The following is a 14,946-nucleotide window of genomic DNA, read 5'->3' on the forward strand; positions in this document are numbered from 1 at the left end:
ACCTGTGCTCATGCGTGCGATCCGACAGTCGAACAAGCTCCAGAACGTCCGCTACGACGTGCGTGGCCCGATCCTGGAGGAGGCGCAGCGGCTCGAGGCCGAGGGTCACAAGATCCTGAAGCTCAACATCGGCAACACGGCGCCGTTCGGATTCGAGGCGCCGGAGGCGATCCTCGCGGACATGAAGCACCACCTGCACCACGCGCAGGGCTACAGCGACAGCCGCGGCATCTATTCGGCGCGCACGGCCGTCGCGCAGTACTACCAGAGCCGCGGCCTCAAGGACACGCAGGTCGAGGACGTCTACATCGGCAACGGCGTCTCCGAGCTCATCACGATGGTGCTGCAGGCGTTCGTCGACGACGGCAACGAGATCCTCGTGCCCGCCCCCGACTATCCGCTGTGGACCGGTGCGGTCTCCCTCACCGGCGGTACGCCCGTGCACTACCTGTGCGACGAGGAGAACGGCTGGAACCCGGATCTGGCGGACATCGAGTCGAAGATCACCGAGAACACCCACGCCATCGTCATCATCAATCCGAACAACCCCACGGGCGCCGTCTACTCCGAGGATGTCGTGCGCGGCCTCGTCGACATCGCGCGCCGCCACGACCTCGTCGTCATGGCCGACGAGATTTACGAGAAGATCCTGTTCGAGGACGCTGTGCACCACCACGCCGCGACGTTCGCGGGCGACGACGTCCTGTGCCTCACCTTCAGCGGCCTGTCCAAGGCCTACCGCGTGTGCGGTTACCGCGCCGGCTGGGTCATGATCTCCGGGCCGAAGCACCTCGCCGAGGACTTCCTCGAGGGTCTGACGCTGCTCGCCAACATGCGCATGTGCGCCAACGTGCCCGCGCAGCACGCCATCCAGACCGCGCTCGGCGGCTACCAGTCGATCAACGAGCTCATCGGGCCCGACGGCCGCTTCTACGAACAATCGATGCTGGCCTGGCGAATGCTCAACGAGATCCCCGGCGTCAGCTGCGTCAAGCCGATGGGCTCGCTCTACACCTTCCCGCGCCTCGACCCCGAGATCTACCCGATCGACAACGACCAGGACTTCGTCATCGACCTCCTGCGGGCCAAGAAGATCCTCGTCACGCACGGCACGGGCTTCAACTGGGTCGCCCCCGACCACTTCCGACTCGTCACGCTGCCCGACGTCGACGTGCTCGAAGAGGCCATCGGACGCATCGCCGACTTCCTCGAGGACTACCGCCACCGCGCCGGCACCGGCGACCTCGTGCCCGAACGCGCCTGACGGCAGCAGACGACGAACGGCCGCTCACCCCGAGGGTGAGCGGCCGTTCGTCGCGGCGCTGTCAGCAGCGGCGCATCAGCTCCTCATCAGCCTTCGTAAGCCTCGGGCGCCGGGCAGGAGCAGATGAGGTTGCGGTCGCCGTACGCACCGTCGATGCGGCGAACGGGCGCCCAGTACTTGCTGCGCGGGTCGGTCGAGCCCGGGTAGACGGCGTCGCGACGCTCGTACGGGTGCTCCCAGTCGCTCGTCAACGACTCCGCGGTGTGCGGCGCGTGACGCAGGGCCGACTCGTCGGCGGCGACCTTGCCGTCGATGACGTCCTGGATCTCGGCGCGGATGGCGAGCATCGCGTCGACGAAGCGGTCGAGCTCCTCGAGCGACTCGGACTCCGTCGGCTCGACCATGAGCGTGCCCGCGACGGGGAAGCTCATCGTCGGGGCGTGGAAGCCGTAGTCGATGAGGCGCTTGGCGACGTCGTCGACGGTGATGCCCGACTCCTTCGTCAGCGGACGCAGGTCGAGGATGCACTCGTGCGCGACGAGACCGTCGGAACCCGCGTAGAGCACCGGGTAGGCCTCGCGCAGACGCTTCGCGACGTAGTTGGCGTTGACGACGGCCATCTGCGTCGCCTTCGTCAGCCCCTCGCCGCCCATGAGACGCACGTACGCCCACGAGATCGGCAGGATGCTCGCCGAGCCGAACGGCGCCGCCGAGATCGGGCCGACGCCCGTGGCGGGACCGGCCTCCGCGAACAGCGGGTGGTTCGGCAGGTGCGGCGCGAGGTGCTCACGCACCGCGACCGGGCCGACGCCGGGGCCACCGCCGCCGTGCGGGATGCAGAACGTCTTGTGCAGGTTGAGGTGCGACACGTCGCCGCCGAACTTGCCCGGCTGAGCGAGCCCCACCATCGCGTTGAGGTTGGCGCCGTCGACGTACACCTGGCCACCGGCCTCGTGGACGAGGCTGCAGATCTCGGTGATCGTGTCCTCGAACACACCGTGTGTAGAGGGGTAGGTGATCATGATGGCCGCGAGGTTCTCGCCGTGCTCCTTGAGCTTGGCCTTGAAGTCGTCGAGGTCGACCTCACCCGAGGCGGCCGTCTTGACGACGACGACCTTGAGGCCCGCCATGACGGCCGACGCCGCGTTCGTGCCGTGCGCCGAGGCGGGGATGAGGCAGATGTTGCGGTGCCCCTCACCGTTCGCCTCGTGGTAGGCGTGGATCGCGAGCAAGCCGGCGAACTCACCCTGCGAGCCGGCGTTCGGCTGCAACGAGATGTCGTCGTAGCCGGTGATCTCGCACAGCCAGCCCTCGAGGTCGGCGATGAGCTCGCGGATGCCCTCGTTCTGGTTGGCGGGCGCGAACGGGTGCAGGTGAGCGAACTCGGGCCACGTCACCGCTTCCATCTCGGTCGTGGCGTTGAGCTTCATCGTGCACGAACCGAGTGGGATCATGCCGCGATCGAGCGCGTAGTCGCGGTCGGCGAGGCGACGCAGGTAGCGCAGCATCGCGGTCTCGCTGTGGTGGCTGTTGAACACCGGGTGCGTGAGGTATTCCTCCGTGCGCTCGATCTCCTTCGGCCACGCCGTGTTCTCCGCCGCCTCACGGGCGCGGAAGCCCCATGCGGCGCCGAGCGCGTCGAGCTCGTCCTCGCTCGTCGTCTCGTCGACGCTGACGTAGACGGTGTCGTCATCGGCCTTCCACACGTTGACGCCGTGCTCGAGGGCCGAGTCGACGAGCGACTGGGCGCGACCCTCGGCGCGCACCGCGAGGGTGTCGAAGAACGTGTCGTGCTCGACCTCGAGGCCGGCCTTCGGCAGCGCCGTCGCGAGGCGGCGAGCGGTCTCGTGGACACGCTCGGCGATCGCCTTCAGCCCCTGAGGGCCGTGGTAAACGGCGTACATCGACGCCATGACGGCGAGCAACACCTGGGCGGTGCAGATGTTCGACGTCGCCTTTTCGCGGCGGATGTGCTGCTCACGCGTCTGCAGCGCGAGGCGGTACGCCTGGTTGCCGTCCGCGTCCACCGAGACGCCGACGAGGCGGCCCGGCATGTTGCGCTCCAGGCCGGAGCGGACGGCCATGAATCCGGCGTGCGGGCCACCGAAACCCATCGGGACTCCGAAGCGCTGCGAGCTGCCGACGGCGACGTCGGCTCCCCACGAACCGGGCGAGGCGAGCAGCGTCAGCGCGAGCAGGTCCGTCGCGGCGGTGATGAGGGCGCCGTGCTCGTGCGCGGCGTCGGCGAGCTTCTTCCACGCGACGATCTGACCGTCCGCCGCCGGGTACTGGACGACGACGCCGAACACGCTGCGACCACCGGCCGCCTCGACGAGGGCCTCGGTCGAGTCGACACCGCGCAGGTCGGCGACGATGACGTCGAGCCCGAGCGGCGTCGCGCGGGTCTGTGTCACGGCGATGCTCTGCGGCATGACCTTCGCGTCGACCAGGAGCACCGCATCCTTGGGCGCCTTGCTGACGCGGCGCATCAGCGTCATCGCCTCGGCGACGGCGGTCGCCTCGTCGAGCAACGACGAACCGGCCGTCGCGAGCCCTGTGAGGTCGGTGACGACGGTCTGGAAGTTGAGCAGCGCCTCGAGGCGGCCCTGGCTGATCTCCGGCTGGTACGGCGTGTAAGCGGTGTACCAGGCCGGGTTCTCGAGGATGTTGCGCTTGATGACACCCGGGGTGTGCGTGCCGTAGTAGCCGAGGCCGATCATCGAGGTGAGCACCGCGTTGCGCGACGCCCTCTCCCGCAGCTCGGCGAGGACGGCGGCCTCCGACGGCGCGGCATCGAGGGCGAGGGGGCGCTGCTGCGCGATCGTCTGCGGCACCGCACGCGCGATGAGATCGTCGAGCGAGCTCGCACCGATCGTTTCGAGCATGTGGTCGAGATCGTCGTCGCCGGGGCCGATGTGGCGGGCGACGAAGGGGGCGAGCGATTCGCTGGTCATGGAGGACTCCCGTGACACGTCGTGGGTGACGGCCAGCCGTTTGGCTGGCTACTCCCCCTCTGTCACACGCACGCGCTCCAGAGTTGCTTCACCTGGACGGTCCACTTCGCCTGAGAGGTTGCGGGGAGGCTTGCCCCTTCGGCGCCCGTGCTCGCGGCAACAGGTCTCTCCCGCCAGGTTCGACAGCGAACACCACAGTACCCGACACCCCTCGCGGGTATCGGGTACTCGAACGGACGAAAAGAGGCGGGTCAGCCGGCCTTCTTCGCGACGCGACGGCGGCGCAACTCGTCGCCGGGGTGCTCGGCCATCTCGGTGGCGTCGGGGCGCTCGCTCGGCAGTTCGGCGAGGGTGCCCTCGACCTCGCGCCAGACCGAACCGAGCGCGATGCCGAACACACCCTGGCCGCCGCGCAGCAAGTCGATGACCTGGTCGTCGCTCGTGCACTCGTACACGGACGCGCCATCGGACATCAGCGTGATGCCCGCCAGCTCGCGCACGCCGTGGTCGCGTAGCGCCGCGACGGCGACCCGGATCTGCTGCAAGGAGACACCCGCGTCGAGCAGGCGCTTGATGACCTTGAGGACGAGGACGTCGCGGAACGAGTACAGACGCTGGTGGCCGGAGCCGCTGACGTTGCGCACCGACGGCTCGAGCAGACCCGTGCGGGCCCAGTAGTCGAGCTGACGGTAGGTGACGCCCGCCGCGCGGCAGGCGGCGGGGCCGCGGTAGCCGAGCGTAGCGTCGTCGAGCGCTGCGGTACGGCTGACATCCGCATCGAGCGGCGCATGAACCTGCTTCTGCGATTCGTGCGCCTTGCCGGTGCTGACCACGGCGACCTCCTGGAAGAACAAAGACGTGAGCACGTGCAGCACGCCCTCTTGACTCCCTCAACGGTACGGGCGCGGGTCGCGCCGGGCAACGATTCGACACGCGACACGCCGGAAAGATTTCCCGTCATGACGCGCCATCACGGTCTGATCACGAACATTCACGTTCGAGTCGACGGTGAGTTCCACCCCTGCGCTACAGCTCAACGTTAAGTTGAGGGTTAACTCATTCGCCCGGTTCCTCGAAGTCGTCGGCGCTCACCTGGTCGAGGAATTCGCGGAATTTCTCGACCTCTTCCTCCTGCTCGTCGGCCACCTCGAGCCCAGCGGCGGTGACGACGGCGTCGTCGACGAGGATCGGCGTCTGGGCGCGCACGGCGAGGGCCACGGCATCACTCGCGCGCGCATCGACGCGGCCGCCGTCGTCGAAGACGAGGCTCGCCTCGAAGACGTCGTCGACGAGACGCGAGATCTCGACGTGGTCGAGGGCGCGACCGGAGGCGGCGGCGACGTCGAGGAGCAGATCGTGCGTCAGCGGGCGGGGCGCTTCGACGCCCTCGGCGTACAGGGCGATGATGGAGGCCTCGGACGAACCGATCCACAATGGGACGTGGATGGGGCCCGATTCGATCCGCAGCAGCAGCACGGGGCTTGCGGTGGGGACGTCCATGCGGATTCCGGCGATCTCAGCGCGTTTCACGACGACCACGCTACTCCGTCGACGCCGCATCGGCGCGTGCCGGTCGCTCGCGCTCGGGGCGTGGCGAGCACCGTCAGTGACGCAGGCCGGCCTTGACGAGCGCGATGTGCAGCGCGAGAGCGCGCTGAGCGATCGTCACGCGTTGCGTCGTGTCACGCAGCGGCACCTGCTCCACGAGACCGACCTCACGGTCGGCGGCGAGGCGGAACGGACGCAGGTGACGGGCCTGCACACCGAACTCAGCGAGCCCGGCAGCAGCTGTCGCGACGGCGAGTGCGTCGGCGTCGAAGTGACCACCGGAATCAGCGCGGATGAGGCCGAAGGTCACGAGGTCGTCGATGAGCGAGGTGCTCGCCTGAGCCCCACGGGCCAGTTCGTCGCGCGTCAGCGACAGGTTCTCGCGGGGCGCGGCCGTGAGCTGTTCCTCGCTCGGGACGTCTTCGTCGACGTGTTGAGCGGGGACGGCGGGCACGGCAGTCGCCATGACGTCCTCGTCCGGGGTGAGACCGCGATCGTAGGCGTCGAGGGCGTCACGGATGACCTTGAGCGGCCAGAAGCGGTCACGCTGCGCGCGCAGCACGAAGCGGAGGCGGTCGATGTCCTCGTGTGAGTAGCGGCGGTAGCCCGAATCGGAGCGCTTCGGCGAAACGAGCCCCTGCGCGTCGAGGAAACGGACCTTGGAGACGGTGAGGTCGGGAAACTCCTCGCGCAGTTCGTCGAGAACACCGCTGATCGTGAGACCGTGCGCCATGCGTGAAGCCCTCAGGCCTTCGTCGGGGCCGCGTAGTAGGTGAGACGGTACTTGCCGATCATGACCTCGTCACCGGTGCGCAGCTTCGCCTGGTCGACGAGCTGACGCGCGACGTACGTGCCGTTGAGCGAGCCGATGTCCTGCACGCTGTAGCCATCCTCGTCACGCACGAAGATCGCGTGACGTCGCGAGACGGTGATGTCGTCGAGGAAGATGTCGCTCTTCGGGTGACGCCCGGCGCTGACCTCGGCGGCGTCGAGCAGGAAGCGCGCCCCGGCGTTGGGCCCGCTGAGGGCGATGAGCAGGGCGGTGTTCGGGCGCAACGCCTCGACCATGGCCTGGTCGGCGGGCGACAGGCTGCGCGGCGCCTCCGTCGACAAGGTCGCAGCGGCCTCGTGCGAGCCAGGGACGCCGATCGTCGTGGCGTCACCGACGTAGGTGTTCTGCTCGTCAACCATGGTGTGCACCCCCGCGCCGCGACGACGCCGTTCGTGGATCTCGCCTCAGCCGCGAAGGGCTGGAGGGCTCGGAATTGTTGGTCAGAATACCGTCACCCGGCGATCGTCGTGCAATCGCCGGGTGGTCTGGTCCTCGAGGAGCTCAGTCGAGCGAGGCGCGGTAGGCCTCGACGTCCATGAGGGCCTCGACGGCGGAGGCGTCGGAGACGCGGATCTCGAACATCCAACCCGACTCGTACGGGTCGGTGTTGACCGTGCCCGGCTCGGCGTCCAGCGTGTCGTTGACGGCGACGATCTCGCCGTCGAGCGGGGAGTACAGGTCGCTGACCGACTTCGTCGACTCGACCTCGCCGCACGACTCACCGGCGGTGACGGTGTCGCCGACGGCCGGCAGGCTGACGTAGACGACGTCACCAAGAGCGTCCTGGGCGTACGACGTGATGCCGACGCGCACTGTGCCCTCGCCCTTGTCGGCCACCCACTCGTGGTCCTCGGTGTAGCGCAGGTCGGCGGGGTACTGAAGATCGCTCATGACTCTCCTTGGTTGGTCGTCGTGGTGTCGGCGAACACGGTGGGGTTCACTTCGCCCCGGCGATCGAGGTGATCTTGTTCGTGGCGCCCTCGGTGACCTTAACCCGGGCGCCTGCTTGTGTCAGCGTATCCGTCACACCACCCGGAATGGCCATTGCGGTGCTCATCGTGTGCGGATCGCCGATGGCCGTGATCGTGAACGTCGAGGGCAGCTTGTCGCCCTGCACGCCGGCCGATCCGTCGACGTCCGAGAACCACGTCGAGGCGATGACGCGGTGACCGCCGACGTCGATCGACTCGGCGCCCGCGTCCCGCAGTTCCTGCACGGCGTCGAGCACGTTCGCGGACGTCACCTTCTCACCGCCGTCGACGCTGATCGTGATGCCGGGGCCGCTGACGGCGACGCTGCCGTTGAGGATGCGCATCTGGTCGAGTCGCTTCTGCGCGTCCTCGACGGCGGCTCGGTCACCGCCGGAGGCCAGCTTCGACTTGCTCTCGCGCAGGTCGCCCAGCTCCGTCTCGAGGCGCGCCGACTGATCCTGCACGGTCGACAGCAGCGCCACGAGGTCGGACTGCGACAGGTTGTCCAGGCCGGACTTCTCGTGCTGACGCACCTGCGTCATGACGGCGAAGCCCAGCCCGAGCGCGAGCACGGACGCCGCGAGGGTCCCGACGCCGGTGCCGGGGCCGCCGAACGCGAACCGCTTCCACGGACGGTGGTGCGCCTGGGGCGGCGAGCCCGCGTCTGAGGAGTTCTCGCCCCAGGGGTTCTCGGGCCGAGGCTCGGACCCGTGCGGGGCCTGAGCGTCGAGCTGCCCCTCGGGCGTCGTCTCACGCGGGGTCGCGGGCTCGTCAGCAGGTGTGCGCATGCCGGGGGCACTCATGCCTTGAAGATGTGACGACGGATGGAGGCGACGTTCGTGAAGATGCGCAAGCCGAGAACGACGACGACACCCGTCGACAGCTGACTGCCGACGCCGAGCTGGTCGCCGAGGAAGACGATGAACGCTGCGACGACGACGTTCGACAGGAACGACACGACGAAGACCTTGTCGTCGAAGATGCCGTCGAGCGCCGCGCGCAGACCACCGAACAGCGCATCGAGCGCGGCGATGACGGCGATCGGCAGGTACGGCTGCATCCACACGGGGACGTCGGGGTGCAGCCACAGCCCGAGGGCGAGGCCGACTGCGAGTCCGATGGCAGGTAACAACGTGTTCTCCTCGGGGGTGGTGCGTCAGGGAACGATGCGGGCGTGCGTGACGTGCACGCTGTCGAGGGCGGGCAGGTCGACGTCGTTCGAGGCGTTGCTCGTCACGCCGAAACCGGACTTGCGCAGACTCGCGGCGTACTGGTCGGCGAACGAGCCGGTGAAGGTCTTCTGCATGTCGTCTGGTCCCATGACGCTGATCTCGTACGGCGGCGTGAGCGGGCGGAAGTTGACGAGGACGGCCGAGCCCGCGAACCGGATCGCCGTCATCGACGTGACGCGCTGGCCGTTGATGGCGATACCGGTGGCGCCGGCCTGCCACCACCCGTTGACGAGCTGCTGCAGGTCGGTCGAGGTGACCGCGTCCGCGGCGTTCCCGGTGCGTGGATCGCTGTCAGCCGAGTCGGCGTCCTTGGTGTCGGGGTTCGACACCGTCATGACGACGCCCGGGCCGCGAACCTCGGCGAGGCCCGCCGTCCGCGTCGCGTCGTCGAGCGTCTTCTTCAGCCCCGCCTGCGACTGACGATCGAGAGCGCCCTTCTGCGCCGACGCGACGTCGTCGCGCAGCCGCGTGAGCTCGGCGGAGGCGTCGTCGTTGTCGCTCTGCTTCCTCTCGATCTGGTCGACGAGCTGTGCGTGCCGATCCTGCGCGACGGCGCGGGGCACGCGCAGCGCGTGCGCGGCCGCGCCGACCATGAGGCCGATGAGCAGCAGGGAGATGATGAGCAGCGGTGAGCGTCGCCAGCTGCGCGCAGGCGCGCCCTGAGCCTCGCGGCGCGCCGCCGAGTCGGCGTACGAGGGGTCGATGGGGTGACGCATCGCATCGAAGATGAGCGCCATGCTCGCCGCGGGGTCACGCACCTCGACCTCGCGCGGCGCGGCGCCCGGACGTTCGTGGCGGCGCCAGTGAAGGCGCGTCACCGTGCGGCCTGCGGGGCTCGAACGGCGTTGACCATCTCCCTCACCTGCACGGCGTAGAGCAGCCCGGCGAGCCAGTACAGCGTCACGCCCCAGATGACGAACGCCCAAGCGATGGGAGCGGCGACATCCCCGACGGTGCCGTCGAACTGTGCGACGACGAGCAGCGGGAAGGCGTAGAGGAGGTTGAACGTCGCGGCCTTGCCGATGAAGTGCACGGGCGGCAACGGCAGCCGGTGACGGCGCACCGTCGGCGCGAGAGCGAGGATGAACAGCTCGCGCGCCACGAGGGCGAGCACGACCCACAGCGGCAGGATGCCGCGGATCGCGAGGCAGACGATCGTCGCGGCGATGTAGAGCCGGTCGGCCGCAGGGTCGAGCAGCGCGCCGAGACGCGATTCCATGTGGAACCTGCGGGCGATCTTGCCGTCGGCGTAGTCGGTGAACCCGGCGATCATGAGGACGACGAGACCCACACCGTCGTGATGGGCGAGCAGCAGCCACACGAACAGGGGCACCCCGAGCAGCCGCAGCATCGACAGCGCGTTCGGCACCGTCCACACGCGACTCGTCGGATCCCGGGTCTCGCTCACGGTGCCACCCTAGGTCCGATGACGCCCGGAGGCGAACACGACGCGCCACCCGTGAACAGGGGGCCGTCGCCATCCGCGCCTCGGGCCTCGGCGCGCCGCCGGTGGCGCCCGGTGCCTGCGTGGATAGGTTGGAGGGGACCAGCCGTCCATCCGAAGGAGTGACAGGTCTTGTCCATCCGCCACCGCACGCTCGCCTCCGCGAGCGTCGTCGCAGCCATCGCCGCGCTGAGCGCGCCGTCCGCCATGGCGGGTGCTTCGCACCCCGCCCAGCCCGCCGCGAGTGCCACGTCGAAGAACGCTGCGCCGAAGAAGGCGACGCCGAAGAGCGCCGGCGCGAAGAACGTGACCGCGACGCCCTCGTCAGCGCGCCATGTCTCCACCGCGACGAAGGGTTCGACGAAGCCGGCGACGATGCGTGGGGCCAAGAGCACGCCCACGACGAGGGCGCGAGCTGCGCACGCCGCGCCCAAGCAGGCGACGCCCGACAGCAGCGTCATGGTCCGCCCGAAGGCGACGGTGCGCCCGGCGCCCGTCAAGCCCGCCGCGTACGCGAACTGGGCGGGATACCGGGCGAGTATCGCCGGCCCTGAGAGCATCCACGGCACCTGGATCGTGCCCAAGGCATCGTGGCCGGGGCGCGACGGGTACTCGGCCATGTGGGTCGGGCTCGGCGGAGGCACCGCGAAGCAGGGCGAGCTCGTGCAGGCAGGAACGGAGTTCGATGTCGTCTGCACCGCCGTCACGCGCGGGCACTGCACGAAGTGGAAGACGAGCTATTACCCGTGGATCGAGACCTACCCGAGCCGCGCGCAGGAACGCATCACGAACCTGGCGGTCGCGCCCGGCGATGCGGTCGAGGTGACGGTGCGCTACGCGGCGAAGGAAGGCCGTTCGTACTTCACGCTGTGCAACTGGCGCACGAACGACTGCGTCGGCACGGACCGCACGAGTGCGGCACCGCGCGGCGTGGCCGAAGCGGTGCTCGAACGCACGAGCGGCGCGGACGGCCGGGCCCGCGCGCTCGCGAACGTCGGTTCCCCCACCTTCTCCAGCGTCTACGCCAAGGGCAAGGACGGCACGCGCAACCTCGCCGGTTGGCCGTCGACACGCATCACGATGAGCACCGGCGCCGCACTCGCCGTCCCCAGCGGGATCAGCCGCACGGGTGACACGTTCTCCGTGAGCTACCGCCGCCCGGCTTGAGGCGGGTCTCCGAGGCGCGTGATGCCTCAGACCGCCTGTGACGTCGCGCGAGTGACGATGTCGCTGCCGTCCTCGGGGCGCACGGCGCTCGGGCGGATGAGTCGCTGCAGGCGCAGCGGGAACTTGAGCGCGACGAGCAGGATGACGACGCCGGTGAACGTCGCCGACAGCGTCATGAGCGCCGATCCGAGTGGCATGCGTCCGGCGAGCTGGGCTCCGACGACGGGTGAGATGGCGCCGCCGAGTGCGCCGACGTTGTAGGTGAAGCCGAGCCCGGCCGCGCGCTTGTCGAGCGTGAACCAGCTGACCATCCACTTCGGCACGAGCCCGCCGACGCCCGAACCGAAGCACTGCTGGACGAAGAGCATGACGCCGATGAGGACGACGTGCGAGCCGCTCATCGTGAAGATGGGCCACAGCAGCGGGATCGACAGGGCGAGGCTGCCCCAGTAGGCGCGCGTCGTGCCGAAGCGGTCGCCGGTGAACCCGGCCAGGACGGCGCCGGCGGCCGTACCGAAACCGGACCAGAACAGCACGTCACCGACGGTCGCGGCGCTGAGGTGCAGCTCCGTCTTGAGGTACGTCGGCAGCAGCGCGGTGATGGGCCACGCGAAGAAGAACACGGTGAACACGACGAGCGTGACGCCGAGCGCCGTCGGCCAGCGCTCGGGTTCGAACTGGACGAGGAACCACACGAATGTCGCGGCCGTCATGAGCGCGAGCACCGTCGTCATGAGCGCGCCGCTCGAGTGGCCCGTGAAGATGACGAGCAGCGCGGCGAACACCACCAGAGTCAGGACGACGTTGAGCGCCGCGCGACCGCCGCGGTAGAGCGTCGTGAACATGTCGGGGGCTGCGTCGAGGTCGCCGCTGCGCTTGGCGTGTTCGAAGTCCGCGGGTTCGGGCAGCGAGCGCCGCAGCCACAGTGCGAGGACGATCGGCACGAGCCCGAGCGCGAACAGCGCCCGCCATCCCCACGCCGGGACGACGAAGCGGTACAGCTGCGCGACGAGCACCCCGCCGATCGAGAAGCCGCTGATGAGGAACGCGGACGCCTTGTTGCGCAGGTGCTGCGGCCACGACTCGATGACGTACGTCGCGCTCGCCGAGTACTCCCCCGCCATGCCGAACCCGATGAGCAGACGCGCGACGAACATCATGAGGTAGCCGGTCGAGACGGCACACAGCGCGGAGCCGACGGAGAACGTCACGATCGCTGCGACCATCGCCTGCCGGCGCCCGATCGTGTCGGCGACGGCGCCGAGGACGAGCCCGCCGAACCAGCGGGAGACGAACGCCGCGCTGATGAGCGTCGTCGCCTGCACCGTCGACAGGTGGAACTCGTCGGCGACCTCCGTCAGCACGAGCGTGATGATGACGAAGTCGAATCCGTCGAGCAGGTAGCCGAGCCAGGCGGCCCAGAACGCCTTCCACTGCGGCCCGCTCACCTCGCGGTACCAGGGCAGGTCGGACGCGGGCGCGTCGTCGCGCGGCGGGCGCTCGGAGGCGGATGGCGTCGTCATGGCGTCAGCATAGGCAGTCGTTGCAGCGGGGGCGTAGCGTTGGTGCCATGGATGCCATCACGCTCATGCTCGACCTCGCACAGCGCCCCCTCGACGCGGCCGGGTCCCTGCGCCCGCAGCTGACCCACGAGAAACTCAACGCCCACCCCGGCGGGCACGACAACTCGATCGCATGGCTGCTGTGGCACACCGCGCGCGAGATCGACGCCCAGGTCGCGCAGTTGTCCGGCGACGAATTGATCTGGACGGCACAGGGTTTCGATGCGCGCTTCGGACTCGATGTCGACGATGACGAGATCGGCTTCGGCCACAGCCCTGAGCAGGCGCGGGCGGTCGTCGTCACGGATGTCGCGTTGCTGTTCGAGCACCTCGAGGCGGTCGTGGCGGCTCAGAAGGCGTACATCAGCTCGCTGTCCGCCGCAGACCTCGACGACGTCGTCGATGAGTCGTGGGATCCGCCCGTGACGCGCGGGGCGCGTCTCGTCAGCTGCACGGAGGACGCGCTGCTGCACCTCGGCCAGGCGCTCTACGTCGCCGGCATGACGTCGCTCGGGGAATGACGCCCCGTGGGCTGCATCAGGCCGTGGTTCACCATGTACCAGGCTCGAGGGTGAACACAGAAACGTTCGGGCCTCACGCCATCGCGTGAGGCCCGAACGTCCTCGGTCGGGCTGACAGGATTTGAACCTGCGACCCCTTGACCCCCAGTCAAGTGCGCTACCAAACTGCGCTACAGCCCGTTGCACCTCACGGCGCAAGCCCCGAAGGGCGTGATGAACCATACCCCACGCGGGGCCCGGGCGACCAATCGGCCGGGCCCTGCGACGTCTGGCGGTCGCCCGGAGATGGGGCAGGCTCGGCCCCTGGATGACGGGCCGGCGTCAGAAGTCGAAGATGTCGCCGACGGCGTCACCGATCGAGCCGAAGACGTCGCCGAGACCGTCCGTCAGGCCGCCGAGGTCGAACAGCCCGTCGGCGCCCGAGAGCAGGTCGGCCATTCCGCCGATCGCCTCCGCGCCGAGGAAGACGAGGTCGTCGCCGTAGAACATCCAGAAGAACGGGTCAGAGGCGATGTCGCCCATGATGTTGCCGAAGCCCTCGAGCTGCGCCATCTTCGCGACCTCACCGATGACGCCCGCCCACCGGTCGGCGAGACCGAAGACCATGGCGTACGGCAGGTAGCGGTTGAACAGGTCGGCCGCTTCCTCGAACTTGATCTGCTTGGCCTCGGCCGTCGCGATGTATTTCTTGAACCCGAGCGTCTGGATGCGCACCGCAGTGCCGTCGGCGGTGCGCGGCGAGCGCCCCATCCCCAGGAAACCCTTGCGGCGCGGGTCTCGCTCGTACCAGCCCCGATGAATCGTCTCGCGGTACATACCGTCGGCGATGTCGCGCAACGGCCCCCGCAACTGCGCCTTCATCTGCGGCAGCGTCACGTAACGGACGCCGGGCGGGAACAGGGCGTTGAGGAAGTCGGCCTCGACCTGCGTGATGACGTCGCCGCCAGGAAACTCATTCTGGATGAACACCCAGTCACCCTGCGGCGCCTTGGCACCCCGCCTCGACGTCGGCGCCGGCGACGCTGCGGGCGCCGAACCGTCAGCGGGCTGCAGCTTCTCGATGCGGAACCAGCCGCGCAGCGACAGGTCGATCATCATGGCGCCGATGTCCTGCGAGTCGACCGACCCGTCGACGACGGTGCCTGCCATCGCCGCGCTCACGCCCTGCGGCGGATGGAACTGCACGGCCGGCTCACCCGACCACTCCTTCGCACCCTTGACGCGGCGCACCTCGCCCACGCCGTCCGCCGGGCGCATGCCGGGGGTGACGCCGACGTACTCGTAGTCGTGGTTCCAACCGAACACTGCTTCGTCTGCCTCTCACCGTGAATGGGATTCTCACCCGACGTGCGACGCCGGACGCCGATCATGGCAGGTAACGCACGAGTTACCAGCGCACTACGCGCCGACGCGTGAGTCACTCGCCATCCTGGGGCAGGCGTCGCGCGCGA

At 69.0% G+C, this 14,946-nt stretch carries 15 protein-coding genes, 1 tRNA gene and 1 riboswitch; of the genes, 3 read left to right on the forward strand and 13 right to left on the reverse strand.

Annotated elements, in window-relative coordinates:
* Positions 1–10: 10 nt before the first annotated feature.
* Positions 11–1,264, forward strand: coding sequence for a pyridoxal phosphate-dependent aminotransferase (locus DYE07_RS02370; RefSeq protein ID WP_074039533.1), 1,254 nt, complete (start codon positions 11–13; stop codon positions 1,262–1,264).
* A gap of 86 nt (positions 1,265–1,350) precedes the next feature.
* Here the strand turns inward: DYE07_RS02370 and gcvP are convergent, their stop codons facing one another.
* The 10 genes from gcvP to clsA form a co-directional block, all read right to left on the reverse strand.
* A complete protein-coding gene (gcvP, locus tag DYE07_RS02375; protein WP_006943382.1) occupies positions 1,351–4,218 on the reverse strand; it encodes an aminomethyl-transferring glycine dehydrogenase in 2,868 nt (955 codons plus the stop codon).
* 87 nt (positions 4,219–4,305) lie between these two features.
* Positions 4,306–4,401, reverse strand: a riboswitch (glycine riboswitch).
* A 68-nt stretch (positions 4,402–4,469) separates the two neighbouring features.
* A complete protein-coding gene (locus DYE07_RS02380) occupies positions 4,470–5,093 on the reverse strand; it encodes a MerR family transcriptional regulator (protein ID WP_273542639.1) in 624 nt (207 codons plus the stop codon).
* Positions 5,094–5,274: 181 nt separating this feature from the next.
* Complete coding sequence (locus tag DYE07_RS02385) at positions 5,275–5,748, reverse strand: bifunctional nuclease family protein (RefSeq protein ID WP_216343017.1); 474 nt, start codon at positions 5,746–5,748, stop codon at positions 5,275–5,277.
* A gap of 73 nt (positions 5,749–5,821) precedes the next feature.
* Complete coding sequence (ftsR, locus tag DYE07_RS02390) at positions 5,822–6,499, reverse strand: transcriptional regulator FtsR (RefSeq protein ID WP_006943372.1); 678 nt, start codon at positions 6,497–6,499, stop codon at positions 5,822–5,824.
* An 11-nt stretch (positions 6,500–6,510) separates the two neighbouring features.
* Positions 6,511–6,957 carry an FHA domain-containing protein gene (locus DYE07_RS02395; RefSeq protein ID WP_040014173.1) on the reverse strand — a complete coding sequence of 149 codons (447 nt, stop codon included), beginning with the start codon at positions 6,955–6,957 and terminating at the stop codon, positions 6,511–6,513.
* A 142-nt stretch (positions 6,958–7,099) separates the two neighbouring features.
* Entirely contained in the window at positions 7,100–7,489 is a 390-nt protein-coding gene (gene gcvH, locus DYE07_RS02400; protein WP_006943367.1) for a glycine cleavage system protein GcvH, read from the reverse strand.
* 46 nt (positions 7,490–7,535) lie between these two features.
* Entirely contained in the window at positions 7,536–8,372 is an 837-nt protein-coding gene (locus DYE07_RS02405) for a DUF881 domain-containing protein (protein ID WP_050786399.1), read from the reverse strand.
* Positions 8,369–8,701, reverse strand: a complete 333-nt coding sequence (locus tag DYE07_RS02410) for a small basic family protein (protein ID WP_006943348.1) — start codon at positions 8,699–8,701, stop codon at positions 8,369–8,371. Before DYE07_RS02410 ends, DYE07_RS02405 begins: the two co-directional genes overlap by 4 nt.
* A gap of 24 nt (positions 8,702–8,725) precedes the next feature.
* Positions 8,726–9,619: a DUF881 domain-containing protein gene (locus DYE07_RS02415; RefSeq protein ID WP_006943380.1), complete on the reverse strand. Its 894-nt coding sequence runs from the start codon at positions 9,617–9,619 to the stop codon at positions 8,726–8,728.
* Positions 9,616–10,209: a cardiolipin synthase ClsA gene (gene clsA / locus DYE07_RS02420; protein WP_038568009.1), complete on the reverse strand. Its 594-nt coding sequence runs from the start codon at positions 10,207–10,209 to the stop codon at positions 9,616–9,618. The genes DYE07_RS02415 and clsA overlap by 4 nt, the downstream gene beginning before the upstream one ends.
* Positions 10,210–10,377: 168 nt before the next feature.
* On the opposite strand from clsA, the gene DYE07_RS02425 reads away from it, so the two are divergent.
* A complete protein-coding gene (locus DYE07_RS02425) occupies positions 10,378–11,412 on the forward strand; it encodes a G1 family glutamic endopeptidase (RefSeq protein WP_074039231.1) in 1,035 nt (344 codons plus the stop codon).
* A 26-nt stretch (positions 11,413–11,438) separates the two neighbouring features.
* Here DYE07_RS02425 and DYE07_RS02430 read toward each other — a convergent pair whose 3' ends face one another.
* A complete protein-coding gene (locus DYE07_RS02430) occupies positions 11,439–12,935 on the reverse strand; it encodes a sialate:H+ symport family MFS transporter (protein ID WP_074039230.1) in 1,497 nt (498 codons plus the stop codon).
* A gap of 47 nt (positions 12,936–12,982) precedes the next feature.
* Here DYE07_RS02430 and DYE07_RS02435 point away from each other — a divergent pair, with 47 nt between their 5' ends.
* Positions 12,983–13,495 (forward strand): mycothiol transferase, encoded by a 513-nt coding sequence (locus tag DYE07_RS02435; RefSeq protein WP_006943318.1) that lies wholly within the window; start codon positions 12,983–12,985, stop codon positions 13,493–13,495.
* Positions 13,496–13,601: 106 nt separating this feature from the next.
* Here DYE07_RS02435 and DYE07_RS02440 read toward each other — a convergent pair.
* Positions 13,602–13,675, reverse strand: a tRNA-Pro gene (locus DYE07_RS02440).
* 141 nt (positions 13,676–13,816) lie between these two features.
* A complete protein-coding gene (locus DYE07_RS14880) occupies positions 13,817–14,800 on the reverse strand; it encodes a DUF2207 family protein (protein ID WP_038567980.1) in 984 nt (327 codons plus the stop codon).
* Between the last annotated feature and the right edge of the window lie 146 nt (positions 14,801–14,946).

Source organism: Dermacoccus nishinomiyaensis (genome assembly GCF_900447535.1).
In the GTDB taxonomy this organism is placed as follows: Bacteria; Actinomycetota; Actinomycetes; order Actinomycetales; family Dermatophilaceae; genus Dermacoccus; species Dermacoccus nishinomiyaensis.

Bases quoted from the DNA above. Each gene is read 5' to 3' on its own strand.
- gcvH (WP_006943367.1), bottom strand. From the start codon at position 7,489: ATGAGCGATCTTCAGTACCCCGCCGACCTGCGCTACACCGAGGACCAC.
- DYE07_RS02405 (WP_050786399.1), bottom strand. From the start codon at position 8,372: ATGAGTGCCCCCGGCATGCGCACACCTGCTGACGAGCCCGCGACCCCG.
- DYE07_RS02435 (WP_006943318.1), top strand. From the start codon at position 12,983: ATGGATGCCATCACGCTCATGCTCGACCTCGCACAGCGCCCCCTCGAC.
- gcvP (WP_006943382.1), bottom strand. From the start codon at position 4,218: ATGACCAGCGAATCGCTCGCCCCCTTCGTCGCCCGCCACATCGGCCCC.
- DYE07_RS02395 (WP_040014173.1), bottom strand. From the start codon at position 6,957: ATGGTTGACGAGCAGAACACCTACGTCGGTGACGCCACGACGATCGGC.
- DYE07_RS02430 (WP_074039230.1), bottom strand. From the start codon at position 12,935: ATGACGACGCCATCCGCCTCCGAGCGCCCGCCGCGCGACGACGCGCCC.
- DYE07_RS02370 (WP_074039533.1), top strand. From the start codon at position 11: ATGCGTGCGATCCGACAGTCGAACAAGCTCCAGAACGTCCGCTACGAC.
- ftsR (WP_006943372.1), bottom strand. From the start codon at position 6,499: ATGGCGCACGGTCTCACGATCAGCGGTGTTCTCGACGAACTGCGCGAG.